Source organism: Haloechinothrix aidingensis (genome assembly GCF_013450155.1).
Taxonomy (GTDB): Bacteria; Actinomycetota; Actinomycetes; order Mycobacteriales; family Pseudonocardiaceae; genus Haloechinothrix; species Haloechinothrix aidingensis.
Genome location: NZ_JACCKD010000005.1, coordinates 40,168 through 52,384, shown reverse-complemented (window position 1 = coordinate 52,384; position 12,217 = coordinate 40,168). Strand labels below are relative to the sequence as shown.

Below are 12,217 nucleotides of genomic sequence, written 5' to 3'. Positions count from 1 at the left end.
GGCTGCTGGCGCGTCGGCCACGAGGACGTTACTCCTGGCTGTCTGCTGGGCTGATCGTCATCCTGGCCGGACTTACCGGAGGTGGGCTTGCCCAGGTGCGGGTGGACACGGGCATAGGTTCGTTCTTGCCTTCGGGTGATCGGGCGTATGAGGCATTGCAGGACAAGGCACGCTCCTTCGGTGGCGATCCGGTGGTGGTGTTGTTGGAGTCGGAAAAGCCGCGAGAGCTACTGTCGGAGCAGCTACTGGAACTGCTGCGGCTTGAAGGTGAATTGTCTGAGCTGCCAGATGTGGCTGGCGTGTATGGCCCGGCGACGGTGCTGAATCAGACAGCGGGCGCGGCGCAGAATCTGCTGGCGCAGATCAGTGGTCGGCGGGACGCGGTACGCAACGAGGCCCGGCAGAAGGCCAAGGATGACGGTGCCGGGCGAGCTGAGGTCGAGGCGGCTGGTGAGAAAGCGGTGGCCGAGTTCGACCGTCGCTACGGAGCGTTGTTGGTGCAAGGATTGCCCGCCGGATTGCCGACTCTGCGCAACTCCGAGTTCGTTTCGACGGTGCTTTACACCGAGGATGGCGCACCTCGATCGCAGTGGCAGTTTGTCGTACCGGACGAGGACACGGTCGCCGTGCTGGTGCGTCCGAGGGCGGAGCTCGACCAGGCGGCTGCGGGTCGCCTGACGGATTCGGTGCGTTCAGCGGTGGACCAATCAAACTTGGAAGTGCAGAAGGCCACCGTCACAGGTGTGCCGGTAGTGACATCAGGACTGACCGAGCGGGCGCAGCGCGAGCTTCCGTTGCTGGGCGGGGTTGCGCTGGCGGCAGTGGGCTTAGTGTTCTTCCTTGTCCCGTGGAGCCGGTCGCGGCGTGCCCGCCTGCGGCCGTTGGTGGCGGCGGTCGCGGGTACCGCGGTGACGGTGGCCGTGTTCGGCTGGTTTCAACATCCACTGTCATTGGGTGTGGTGGCGTTCTTGCCGATCTTGCTCAGTCTCGGCAGCGACTTCCCGTTCTACCTGTCCCAGCCCGGTCGGCGACGACGTGTACTGGTCCTCGCCGTAGCCGCGACCGCGGCTTTCGGCTCGTTGGCGTTATCACCGCTGCCGTTCGTGCGCGAGTTGGGAGTGGCGGTCGCAGTGGGGATCGTGGTGACCGTGGGGATTGCGCTGGGCATGCGTGCGATGTTCGGCGCAGCCGCGCCTGCACCACCACGGCCGGATCTCGGCGGTGATGTCTTGCCTCGAGCTGCCCTGTGGAAGCGAGTCGTTGTACTCGCGGCCGTGGTTGGAGTCTCCGGGATCGGCTGGATCGCAGTCCCACAGATGGATATCGAGACTCGCCCCGAGGAGCTCGCACGTGGGTTGCCTGAGCTACAGGACGCCCGCTACGCCGAAGAAGTGTTGGGCTCCTCCGGTGAGGTCAGTGTCGTGTTGCGAGGCGAGAATGTGCTCGCTCCCGACGCGGTGGAGTGGACGCGGCAGGCCGAGGAGGCTGTGGTCCGTCAGCATGGTGACGAGATGCATCCCATTATCACCATGTCGAGTCTGCTGCAATTCCTCGGCGACGAACCGAGTGGTGAGCAAATCGCGGCGGGCGCGAAGCTGCTGCCCAGGTACTTGACCTCGGCGGTGATCCGGCCTGACCGCGAGGCCGCATTGATGGCGTTCGGCGTCGGACTGCGTGACGTTGAGCAGCAGCGTGCCCTGCTGGGGCAGGTGCGCGAGGTACTCCCGCCTCCTCCTGAAGGCTACGAGGTCGAGTTGGTCGGATTGCCAGTAGCGGCGGCTCGAGGCTTGGAACTCGTGTCCGACGGTGGTGTTCTGATCAACCTAGTCGGTGTCGGCGGCGCAGGCCTGGTGCTGCTGGCGGGACTTCGGCACCGTAGCGATGCGGGGCGCGCCATCCTGACGGTGCTGCTGGCGACCGGCTGTGTGCTGGCCTTGGCCTGGTCGCTCAGCGGGACGCTCAGTCCCCTGACGGTGGCGATCGCCTCACTGACCACTGCGACCGGTTGTGAGTTCGCGGTGATGCTCGCCAGCTACGGCCGGGAGCACCGCAGCCGTCTGTGGCGCGGCGTGGGTACCGCGGCCCTGGCCGGGTCGGTCGGTTACCTGGTTCTGGCTCTGTCCGGGATCGCGGTGCTGCGGGAGTTCGGTCTGCTGCTGGCCGCGAGCGTGGTGTTCTCATACCTCACAGCCCTTGTCGTGCTGTGGGCGCTGCCGTGGCGTAGCCCGACTCCCGCCGATGGTCCAGCCGAGTCGAGACAAGGCGTTTTGAACAGGATAGGCGTGACACCATGAGGCTCCCGAAGATCCGCATTGCCCCCGGTCCTGCCCTGGCGACCGTGCGAGGCTGGCCAAAGTTGGTGCCGCGCGGCCGCGCCCGGGTGATTAGCCTGGTGCTAGGTGTGTTGGTGTTCGCCGGGGCGTCCACCCAGGTAGCCGTGGGAGTGATGGGTGGGCTACCAGACGGCGCTGTGTTCCGCGCAGGTGACACGGTCGTCACCGAGGACGAGTTCCAGGACCGGATGAATGTCCTCCAAGCGCTCTACGGCGTCGAACCGCCCGAGAAAGGTCCCAAGCGGGAGGACTTCAAGCGGGATGCTGCGAAGTCGGTTGCGGTTAGTTCGATTATCGATCGGGCGGTTCGAGACCACGGGATCGTGATCGCGGACAAGGAGGCACAAGACACTCTCAATAAAATGGTCGAAGAGCAACTGCCCGGAGGCCGCGACGATCTCGTCCAGTTTCTGAGTGCAAGGGGCGTGTCCGAACGCGACGTCGTCGACGAAGTCAAACGACAGCTGGCGACCAGCAGGCTTTTCGAGAAGGTTACCGATGACGTTCAGCCGGTCACCGACGAGGAAGTGCAGCAGGAGTTCGAGGACCGTGAAGACGAGATGGTCGCGCCCGAACAGCGGCACTTGCGCAATATTGTCGTGGACTCCGAAGCACAAGGCAACAGCATCGTGCAGCAAATCAAAGATGGGATGGAGTTCGAGACATTAGCGGCTGAGCATTCGCTCGACCAGAGCACCAAGGACGACGGCGGCGACCTGGGCACAGTGACTGCTGACCAGCTCGACGAACGGTACGCCGAAGCCGCATTCCAGGCCGAGGAAGGAGAGGTATTCGGGCCTGTGGATACCGAACACGGCTTCAACGTCGGCCAGGTTCTCGAGATTACTCCGGAGGAACAGTTGTCGTTCGACCAGGTCAAAGACGACCTTGAAGCCGACATGAACAGCAGGCGCACCCTCGACACGTGGCGTACTTGGCTCGGTGAGCGGATTGCGGAAGCTGACGTCACCTATGCAGATGAGTACCGCCCGGACGACCCAGACGCGCCGCCGACCGATGCGCCCCGATAGGGCGTGAGCCAAGTGGAGAACGTCATGACATACCTGCTCGCGATGCCTCATGCCGCGCCCATTCCGCTTAGGCGGACTGTACGGTGGTGAGCAATATGACCGGTGCTGTTGTCGACGCACCCGACAGCTCCGTGGTATGGGAGCAGGTTGAAGCCGTTCAAGAAGGTGATACCGCCGCTTTCGCGGAGATCTATCGACGGTACGCGAGTGTGGTATGGGCCTATGTTTACCACCGCACCGGTGATGTAGAGGTGACGAAGGACGTCACGAGCGAGACATTTCTGCGCGCTTTGCGCAGGATCGAGCTCGTGACAGACATCGGGAAGGACCTCAGGGCATGGCTGTGCACTATCGCGCGCAACATCGTCATCGACCTCGCCAAGTCGTGGTGGGGCACGTCGGTGGTAACGACAGCCGATGTTGATCCATATGCCGGGGCGTCCCGTGGGCCTGAGGCCGACGTAATCGAACGATGCACTGCGGCCGAGATCGACGGATACCTGCAGCGACTATCACGGCCGCAGCGCCGTTGTGTGAGGCTGCGGTTCTTTCAGGGCCTGTCGGTACGTGAGACTGCTGAGATCATGCAACGCGACGAGCGTGCCGTGCGCGCACTTCAGCATCGAGCCATCCGCCGCTTGTCCGAGGTAGTCCTGAACGATGAGCGCGTGACCCGGCCTGCTGCGGTCCGCGACGAGTGGAACACGATGAGCGACCGGCGTGCACGGGTTGCGGAGAGGCCCGAAGAATCCAGGCGGCGATCATGTCTAGGCATGCCAGGGCAGGCTGGGAACATCGCCAGACGGGATCGCCACTATAACCAATGAACAGGTGAAGTAGCATGATTGCTTTTGTGCTCATCGGTGTGGCGGCGGTGCTGCTTCTGGTATCACAGATAAGCGGCGTGACGCAACTTGCCGCTGCCGCCATGGTCTTCTCGCTGATCAGTATCGTGATGGTGACCTGGCGTGCGTGGGCAGATCGACGCACCCGCCAGAGGAAGATCGCAGCGACGTACGCGTGCGGCGATGGCGCCACGGCTCCTGCGGGAAGCGACGTTGTGGAGCGTGACGGAATAGTTTCGGAAACGGAGCGAATTACGAGCGAGGATATCGGCGAATCTGGAGCCGATGTGCGGCCCGCCGACGGAATTGCCGTGGCGTTGGGGCAGGAGGAGAGGGCGGACAGCGGCGAAGCCGTACACGATGTTGAGGTATCCGCCGGAACTGACGATAGTGCCGTGCCGGACCACGACACCGAGTGGGTACACGTGATTGCCGGCCGTAAGCGCTTTCACCAACCGGATTGTAGTTTGCTGGTGGATCGACGAAGCGACGAGCTCACTCGGGAGGAAGCAGTCGAAGAGGGCTTCACTCCATGTTCACTCTGCATGCCTCTGATCAACAGTAGCGTAAGAAGGATCGGCTGATCAGCTGGTACCAGACGGAATTCTGGTAGTGCCGCGCAAGCGATCCCGGCTGGAGCTCGACCATGTTCACCGCGACCACGGTTGTCATTGACCAACGGCAGTCCGCTTAGTCACACGCTCGCGCTTGGGCGTGAGCCGGGGATGCCGTGCGTCATTGGGACATGTACCGTAACCGAGGTGATCGGCTTCGGGGAGCGACTCCGTGTCGACGGCACGGACGCTACTGTCGAGATCATCGCGCGCTATATTCATCTTCGATGACGGCGCGGGATTTCGTTTGGACTCGGTGGGGCGTGCGCGTGAGCTGGTCGCCGTACTGTTCCGCTGTGCCGGTTGGCAGCTGGGGATCGGTGATGATCTGGGTTATCTCGTCGAGGGCGGCCACTTTGGCCAGGGTGTGGTGACCGAACTTGGAGCTGTCGGTGACGACGATGGTGGAGACGGCCGCGGCGATCATCGCGCGTTTGATGGGGACTTCGAGGGTGTTGGTGTTGGTGATGCCGGCGGCAGGGTGGATGGCATCGGCGCCGAGGAAGGTCCAGTCGGCGGCGTAGTCTGCCAGGAAGGCTTCGGCGCGGTCGCCGACGAGTGTGTATACCGATCCGAGCAGTTCACCGCCGGTGACCAGCAACCGGATGTCGGGGACGGTGGCGATGAACTTGGCGATGCGCAGGTCGTTGGTGATCACGGTCAGGCTCTCGTGGGTGCGCAGGGCGGCGGCGACCTCGTAGGTGGTCGATCCACTGTCGTGGATGAGTGCGGTGGGCGAGCGCACCCGGCGCGTGCAGCTTGGCACCTCTGTGCTGACGCCGACGTTTCGCTACAACCCCGCGGTGGTGGCCCAGGCCTTCGCGACCATGGGGTGTTTGTATCCGGGCCGGGTCATGCTCGGCGTCGGGACGGGGGAGGCGCTCAACGAGGTGGCCGTGAGTGGCCGTGAGTGGCCGGAGTTCAAGGAACGCTTCGCCCGATTGCGCGAGTCGGTGCGCCTGATGCGACAGCTGTGGACCGACGATGACATTACCTTCGACGGCGACTACTACACGCTGTCGCACGCCAGCATCTTCGACCGGCCGGAGATCCCGGTGCCGGTCTACGTCGCCGCGGGTGGGCCGATGGTCGCCCGTTATGCCGGTCGCGCCGCCGACGGGTTCATCTGCACGAGCGGTAAGGGCATGGAGCTCTACACCGACAAGCTGCAGCCAGCCGTGGAAGAAGGCGCGGCTGCCGCCGAGCGGGACGCCGCGGGCATCGACCGCATGATCGAGATCAAGATCTCCTACGACCGCGACTACGAACGGGCCCTGGAGAACTGCCGGTTCTGGGCGCCGCTGTCGCTGACAGCCGAGCAGAAACACTCGGTCACCACTGCCGAGGAGATGGAGCGACTGGCCGACGATCTGCCGATCGAGCAGGTGCGGCAGCGCTGGATCGTGGCCGCGGACCCGGATGAGGCCCTGCGCGGGATCGAACCCTACCTGCAGGCGGGGTTCACCCACCTGGTGGTGCACGGGCCCGGTCACGACCAGCAGCGCTTCCTCGAACAGTTCGCCGCCGACGTCGTGCCCAAACTCCGCCAATGGGAAGGAATCTGAATGATCGCGTCAAGCTGCCGTGTTGATCGGTTGTGGCGCGGTTGGGGTGAACGGCCGGCTGTCGCGCAGCAGCGTCCGCAGTACGTCGACGAGGCATCTGGCCAGGGCGAAAACAGTGCGGATGTGGATCAGTCGTTCGCCGCGTTTGTTGCCGTGCAAGGTGCGCGAGGTTCCGCCGGTTTTGATGCTGGACAGGCCGTGTAGCACACTCGGTTAAGGCTGAGGTTATAGCGCTTGGGTCGGCGCAGGTTGCCGGTGACGCGGCCGGGATCATGCGGCACGGGCACGAGCCCGACGTAGGAGGCCAGGCGGTTGCCACGACGAACTCCGCTCCCAGTATCGGGCCGAGGTCGGGCAGCGACTCAATGGTCTCGTCTTACGGGTGGGTTCGGAAGCGGTCGCGGATGAGCGGGCCGGTGTCCTTGATCTCGCGGTCCAGGTCCAGCCGTTGCCGCGCCTGTCGCGTGATGAGCACCGCAGTGGTTGTCTCGACGGGCAGCCACACGGTCTGGCCAGCGGCCCCGTCGCTGGGTGTGCTGGCGTTTCCGACCGCGTTGCTGCGCACGGCCGCTTACTAACCGACGTATCTGGCTCACCGCGTCTCGGCCCGCACCGTGGCGGCGGTGGTCGCGGCGACCGGCTCACCCCGGTGGTCAACCCGCCGCAGGTGCTGCCGTTACTCGGTGTCGATCCCACCGGCGAGGAGGTATCGGCCGCGCTACGGCTGCTTCCGTCGTGCCTGGTCGATGCTCCGTTGTACGGAGATCGTCTCAGTGTCAGGTCGACGTTGCGCCAGTGCAGCGCGCATAGCTCACCGCGACGTGCATCGGTGGTCATCGCGAGCCAGATCAGCGTGGCCCGGTCCGGATCGTCTCCGGCCTCGGTACGGATCTGTGCGGCTTTCCTGTCCGGTGGTCGACCCGTTTCCTGCCGTCGCAATGGGAGCGGCATCGGCGTAGCTTCGCGTAGAACGAATCGAGCACGTGCGCGTCGATGTTGCCAACCTGAGTCTCGCCGAGCAGCGGCTTGATGTGGTTCCCGTAGTAGCCCATGAAGCCGCGCATCGTGGCGGGGTCGACGGTGGTGACGTTCAGGTATCTGTCCAGTAGTTGGCTGGCGGTCGCCTTGGTACGTGGGTTCCGTTGCTCGTCGACGTCGTTTTGGAGGCTGGTGAGCGCCGTCGCGACCTCGGTCTCGGGGTACCGATCTGTGGATGTCGCAGGTCTTGAACCACCTGGAAGTGTGGATGATGGCTGGCTTGGGGCCGGCTGGCAGGGTTAGCGCCAGCCGCTCGGCGCCTGATGTGACTCCTGAACCGCCCCGGTGTGTCTCGGGTTGCCCGGTGGTGAGTTGTTGGACTGTGTGCCACTCGGCCGTGAACGGAGAGTGGCATGGGATGACGTGGGTATTCGGCGGAGTTCCGGTGTAAAGTTCTGGACCTGGTAGAGGCCGGTCGACCGCTGGCCGATGTGCTACGTGACCAGGGATTCAGTGATCAATCGAGCTACACGTGGTGTCGGCGGGAGCGTAGCGACCGCGGTCTCGAGCCGGGCCTGACCAGCGTCGCGAAGGCCGAGCCGGTCGTAGCCAAGTGTCGGATTGTCGAGTTGAAGACCGAGTTGCGTGCGGTCCAGCGGGGCATCGAGTTGATACGAGAGGTAGTACCCCAAGAGAGGAAGCGCTCGTGCTCGATGACCACTCCCGTCGCGTGGTGGAATGGCCGAACGATTCGTCACCCACCTCAGCACCGGCGACGAACGCGCTGGGCACGGCCATGCCAGCCGCCAGCCCGCGCCCGGTGGCACCACCGACTCCAGGCACCCGACTGGTGGCTGCGGTATGAGATCCACCAACCCGACTCCGCCAACCCCGGAACACACCACAGCTGGACGAGCCGGCGACGTGTGGCGCCAGCATCCTGTGCTCGTTCCCCGCGACAACTATCCCGCATCGTCGGGCCGATACGCGGACACGAACACGAATCTTGTAACATCGATGCATGGCACGCAGGTCCCCGCGAAGTAGTCTCGGAAAAGGCCCCGATGAGGCACGGGAGCAGCTCATGAGGGCTGCCGAGCGATGCATCGATCGACATGGCATCCGGAAGACTACGATGGACGACATCGCACGGGAGGCGGGGATCTCACGTCCCAGCGTCTACCGCTACTTTCAGGATCGTGAAGATCTGCTAATCGCCTTGATGGCCGAGCACTCACGGGCGCTCAATGAACGAGCGCACCGTTTCATTGAGCAACAGCCAACGTTCGAAGATGCGCTTGTCGAGGGATTGCTTTACGTGGCTGACCACGGGCGGCGCGATCCGTTTACCCGGCATCTCGTGAAAATGGACGACTCGGAGTTGACGGATGTTCTCGACTCGACAGGGTCGGCAGCAGATTTCGCCCGAGAGTTCTGGGGCGGCTATCTCGATGCCGCGGTGCAACGCGGGGAGATGTCGGCAGAATTGGATACCCGTGAAGTTTACCGTTGGCTTGCCGAGGTCGGGCTGATGTTGATGCGCCTTATGGAACGTGATCAGAATACTGCAGACGAGTACAGGTCGATGATCCGCACATTTGTCCTTCCCGCGTTCCGGTCAGGTTAGAGCGGCTAATCCGGCTGCTGCGCCGGATTAGCCGTTCCAACGACGAGGCGCGTTCCGAGTCAGTGTCTATTTCCTTTTGTGATGTGTGTCGCAGGGCCATTGGTTCTGAATTGCGCGGGTTATGTTTCGGATCGCTTCTTTATGCCGTCGAGGTTGGTCTTGATTCCTTTATTTATGATTGCTTTGAGCATGACGTCGGGTACTTGCCACTTGACGTCGAGTTCGAGCGTGTAGCTGACTTCGGTTCCATCGTTCGTAGGTGACAGTACGTAGCGCTGATCTTGTTTGGTTATCATGTCGCCCTCGAGGAGGTGGGACTCGATCACGCCCTCCTCGGGATAGCTGAATACTGCGGTGTAGCTGGCTTCTTGTCCCATAGCCGATATATCGAATCTCACTTTGACCGGCCTTGATTGGTCGTCCTTCGTCAATATCTCAACGTATTGCATTTCCTTCTGCCAGGAAGGATAGGACTCCAAGTCGGTGATGACAGCGGCAACCTTATCGGGTGGAGCTGAGACGAAGGTGGCCCTGGTTGTCACGTTACTCATGGAACTGGTCTCCTGATATACGCACGCTGCGATTGGGGTGTGGCCGGCAGTAGGGTCCGGTTCCCTCGAATAAAATGCTTCGGGACAGGTGGATCCGTGTTCACGACACGAACTTCGCGGTCTCGTAGGCTCGGATCGTGCCTTCGACGTCGACTTGCGGACGAACCGCCATACCACCGTCCGTGCGGAGCTCTACGCCCGTCACCCACGCCGCCTCGTCGGAGACGAGGAACAGAGCGGCCCGGGCGTGGTCGATCAGCCGCGGTGGATTGGGTCGGTGCAACGGTCCGGGTGAGTCTTCTGGTTTGTAGTCGACGTACAGAGTGTTCTCGTCGATGAGCGGGTCGTCCGGGTTGCGGTAAAAGTTGGCTGACATACCACCCATGGGACAGAGCACGTTCACGCGAATGTTGTCAGCGCCGAGATCCAGAGAGAACGCCCGGGTCATCGCGTTGATCGCTCCTTTTGTGGCCGAATACACGGGTACGCCAGGTACCGCCGAAATCGCTGCTCCCGATGAGCAGGTGAGAATCGCGCCGCCACCATTTTCACGCAACCGTGGAATAGCATACTTGATACATGTCAAGTAGCCGATGATATTCACATCGAGTACCTTACGCCACTCGTCGACGTTTTGATCTTCGAACGCTGTACGGGGAGCCGGTATTCCTGCGTTACAGAACAGGATGTCGAGCTTACCGAATGTCCCCATTGTGCGATCCACCATCGCTTCGACCTGATCCTCGCTGGAAACGTCCGTCTCCACACCGATGGCGTACCCGCCCTTATCGGTGATCTCCGCGGCCACTTGGTCCGCTCGTTGCGCGTTCCGGTCCGCGATCACCACGCTTGCGCCCTCCTCAGCGAAGAGCAATGCTGACTGCCGACCGAGCCCGGCGCCTCCACCGGTGACGATCGCGACCTTCTTATCCAAACGCATCAAATGTTCTCCTTCGGCATAGGTTCGACCATCGTCCACCCACGTTTTCCGTCGCGGGTCGCATCACTTCGGCGGTCAGGGCGAGTGCGTCATGCGGCGATGTCGAACTCCAGTGGCAATCGATCCAGCCGACGGGTGAACGCGCCGACGTAGGTAACCTCATCGGCAGGCACAGCCAGCTTGATGTCACGCAACCGCGTGAAGAGGCGCTCGAAAGCAATGCGGCCTTCGCTCCGCGCAAGCGTCGCGCCCAAGCAAGTATGAATACCGCTGCCCAACGAAAGGTGCTTGTGAGGATCCTTTCGGAAAATGTTGAACTCATCGGCATCGTCGCCAAATGCCTCTGGATCATGATTCGCCGCAGCCCACCCGAGCATGACCCGAGAATTCTGCGGAAGCTGTACGCTTCGCAGACTCACATCTTCTCGCTCGATCAGCCGAGGATTCCACTGAACGGGCGCCTCAAGACGCAACGCCTCTTCCAGCATTTGCGGTATCAGGGAATGGTCGTTGTAGACGGAATCAAGCTGCTGTGGGTTCAGCAGCAAGTGATACATCGCAGAACCAATTAGACTTGCGGTGCTCTCCACGCCGCCCGCAACAAAGTTTCGAATAAGCTCCAGGATCTCCGGAACATCCAGCGGATTATCGTCTTCGCTCCGCGCGGTGACCATATCGCTGATCAGGTCGTCACCCGGATTCAACTTGCGTTCCTCGATCAGCTGAGCGAAATACTTCTGCATCTCGACAAGACTACGCTTGCACTCCAGCGCACGTTCTCTCGTGATCTGCAGTGACACCGAGTCAGCGATATCATCGGCCCATCTTTGAAAATAGCGTTTCTGATCCTCCTCAGGAACGCCAAGGAAATCTCCGATGACGTGCGTAGGAAACGGCTTGGCGAACTGATCCATCAACTCGACCGAACGGTCGTCGATGAACGAATCAATAAGCTTATCCACCCTATCGGCCATCGCGGGCTCCTGGCGCTTAACCGAACGAAGGGTAAATGGCCGGTTCACCAGCCTCTTAAAGCGAGTGTGTTCCGGTGGATCGTTAGTCACGATCGCCGGGACCATCGGGTATCCTTCCTCCGCGATCGCTTCCATCTCAGGATCTCCGGCTCCGAACGCTGGCCGGTGGCTGGAGAACAGCTCAGGAGTGTTGGCAGCGTACTGAACATCCTCGTATCGACTGACCAGATAGGTGTTCTTCTGGCCGGGAATCTCATATACTGGGCACTCAGAGCGCGCTGCGGCGTAAAAGGGATAGGGGCAAGCATTAACTTCGGGGGACGCGAACTTGAAATCCTCAGGCCGCTTCGGTGACGTGGCCAAGATAAACTCCCTTCACGGAAGCGTCCACACTTCCGGCAAAACGGATCGACATAGAGTTATTAACGCCGACTCACTGGCGGCCAGTGAAGGTCTACGGGACCCCGTTCAGGTAAGCGCATTACCATACGGGCATCTCCACGCCCACGCGAGGCGTCCGACGGTACCTATAAGCATTAGTCTAGCCCAGGCGAAGCGATTGTCAATACGCCCAGGTCACGTCAGCTTCGATCTCCGCCGGCTTGGTAGGGTCTCTGACCCGAGTCTGCGAGTTGGTGGCGGCGTTCGGGCCATTGGAGCAGGTATTGATCTTTCCTCGGTGCCAGGGCAGGTAACTGACCTCGCCTGTCGCACCGGGTCCGTGGCACGGGGCGGTGGGGTCGGGTCCCGTGTACGGTT

Annotated in this window: 13 protein-coding genes and 1 pseudogene; 7 read left to right on the top strand and 7 right to left on the bottom strand. The window is 62.1% G+C overall.

What is annotated here, in order from left to right; translation table 11 throughout:
• The first annotated feature begins 95 nt into the window (after positions 1–95).
• From H0B56_RS14565 to H0B56_RS23675, 5 genes are all read left to right on the top strand, one after another.
• Positions 96–2,294, top strand: coding sequence for an MMPL family transporter (locus H0B56_RS14565; RefSeq protein WP_343063902.1), 2,199 nt, complete (start codon positions 96–98; stop codon positions 2,292–2,294).
• Positions 2,291–3,364 carry a foldase protein PrsA gene (locus tag H0B56_RS14560; RefSeq protein WP_281373665.1) on the top strand — a complete coding sequence of 358 codons (1,074 nt, stop codon included), beginning with the start codon at positions 2,291–2,293 and terminating at the stop codon, positions 3,362–3,364. The genes H0B56_RS14565 and H0B56_RS14560 overlap by 4 nt, the downstream gene beginning before the upstream one ends.
• Positions 3,365–3,459: 95 nt before the next feature.
• Positions 3,460–4,191: an RNA polymerase sigma factor gene (locus H0B56_RS14555; RefSeq protein WP_246361223.1), complete on the top strand. Its 732-nt coding sequence runs from the start codon at positions 3,460–3,462 to the stop codon at positions 4,189–4,191.
• Positions 4,192–4,205: 14 nt separating this feature from the next.
• A complete protein-coding gene (locus H0B56_RS14550) occupies positions 4,206–4,793 on the top strand; it encodes a hypothetical protein (RefSeq protein ID WP_180893612.1) in 588 nt (195 codons plus the stop codon).
• Between the two features lie 81 nt (positions 4,794–4,874).
• On the top strand, positions 4,875–5,054 hold the full coding sequence (locus tag H0B56_RS23675) for a PEP-utilizing enzyme (RefSeq protein ID WP_425484534.1): 180 nt from the start codon (positions 4,875–4,877) through the stop codon (positions 5,052–5,054).
• Here H0B56_RS23675 and H0B56_RS14540 read toward each other — a convergent pair.
• A complete protein-coding gene (locus tag H0B56_RS14540) occupies positions 5,026–5,568 on the bottom strand; it encodes a DeoR/GlpR family DNA-binding transcription regulator (protein WP_343063901.1) in 543 nt (180 codons plus the stop codon). The two genes, H0B56_RS23675 and H0B56_RS14540, sit on opposite strands and share 29 nt — an antisense overlap.
• On the opposite strand from H0B56_RS14540, the pseudogene fgd reads away from it, so the two are divergent.
• A pseudogene (fgd, locus tag H0B56_RS14535) lies at positions 5,537–6,388 on the top strand (glucose-6-phosphate dehydrogenase (coenzyme-F420)); the annotation flags it as partial. The gene H0B56_RS14540 and the pseudogene fgd sit on opposite strands and share 32 nt — an antisense overlap.
• A 9-nt stretch (positions 6,389–6,397) precedes the next feature.
• Here the strand turns inward: fgd and H0B56_RS14530 are convergent.
• From H0B56_RS14530 to H0B56_RS14515, 3 genes are all read right to left on the bottom strand, one after another.
• On the bottom strand, positions 6,398–6,595 hold the full coding sequence (locus H0B56_RS14530) for a hypothetical protein (protein WP_180893608.1): 198 nt from the start codon (positions 6,593–6,595) through the stop codon (positions 6,398–6,400).
• Positions 6,596–6,764: 169 nt separating this feature from the next.
• Positions 6,765–6,953 (bottom strand): hypothetical protein, encoded by a 189-nt coding sequence (locus H0B56_RS14520; RefSeq protein ID WP_180893607.1) that lies wholly within the window; start codon positions 6,951–6,953, stop codon positions 6,765–6,767.
• A 283-nt stretch (positions 6,954–7,236) separates the two neighbouring features.
• Positions 7,237–7,440: a hypothetical protein gene (locus H0B56_RS14515; protein WP_180893606.1), complete on the bottom strand. Its 204-nt coding sequence runs from the start codon at positions 7,438–7,440 to the stop codon at positions 7,237–7,239.
• 947 nt (positions 7,441–8,387) lie between these two features.
• Here H0B56_RS14515 and H0B56_RS14510 point away from each other — a divergent pair.
• Entirely contained in the window at positions 8,388–8,993 is a 606-nt protein-coding gene (locus tag H0B56_RS14510; protein WP_343063900.1) for a TetR/AcrR family transcriptional regulator, read from the top strand.
• 119 nt (positions 8,994–9,112) lie between these two features.
• Here H0B56_RS14510 and H0B56_RS14505 read toward each other — a convergent pair whose 3' ends face one another.
• The 3 genes from H0B56_RS14505 to H0B56_RS14495 all read right to left on the bottom strand — a co-directional run bounded on the left by H0B56_RS14505 (position 9,113) and on the right by H0B56_RS14495 (position 11,821).
• A complete protein-coding gene (locus H0B56_RS14505) occupies positions 9,113–9,544 on the bottom strand; it encodes an SRPBCC family protein (RefSeq protein ID WP_180893604.1) in 432 nt (143 codons plus the stop codon).
• A gap of 100 nt (positions 9,545–9,644) precedes the next feature.
• Positions 9,645–10,484 (bottom strand): SDR family NAD(P)-dependent oxidoreductase, encoded by an 840-nt coding sequence (locus H0B56_RS14500; protein ID WP_180893603.1) that lies wholly within the window; start codon positions 10,482–10,484, stop codon positions 9,645–9,647.
• 89 nt (positions 10,485–10,573) lie between these two features.
• Complete coding sequence (locus tag H0B56_RS14495) at positions 10,574–11,821, bottom strand: cytochrome P450 (RefSeq protein ID WP_219632782.1); 1,248 nt, start codon at positions 11,819–11,821, stop codon at positions 10,574–10,576.
• Positions 11,822–12,217: the final 396 nt, after the last annotated feature.

Excerpts from the sequence above, each read along its gene's own strand:
- H0B56_RS14560 (WP_281373665.1), top strand. The coding sequence starts at position 2,291 with ATGAGGCTCCCGAAGATCCGCATTGCCCCCGGTCCTGCCCTGGCGACC.
- H0B56_RS14555 (WP_246361223.1), top strand. The coding sequence starts at position 3,460 with ATGACCGGTGCTGTTGTCGACGCACCCGACAGCTCCGTGGTATGGGAG.
- H0B56_RS14550 (WP_180893612.1), top strand. The coding sequence starts at position 4,206 with ATGATTGCTTTTGTGCTCATCGGTGTGGCGGCGGTGCTGCTTCTGGTA.
- H0B56_RS14515 (WP_180893606.1), bottom strand. The coding sequence starts at position 7,440 with ATGGGCTACTACGGGAACCACATCAAGCCGCTGCTCGGCGAGACTCAG.
- H0B56_RS14510 (WP_343063900.1), top strand. The coding sequence starts at position 8,388 with ATGGCACGCAGGTCCCCGCGAAGTAGTCTCGGAAAAGGCCCCGATGAG.
- H0B56_RS14505 (WP_180893604.1), bottom strand. The coding sequence starts at position 9,544 with ATGAGTAACGTGACAACCAGGGCCACCTTCGTCTCAGCTCCACCCGAT.
- H0B56_RS14500 (WP_180893603.1), bottom strand. The coding sequence starts at position 10,484 with ATGCGTTTGGATAAGAAGGTCGCGATCGTCACCGGTGGAGGCGCCGGG.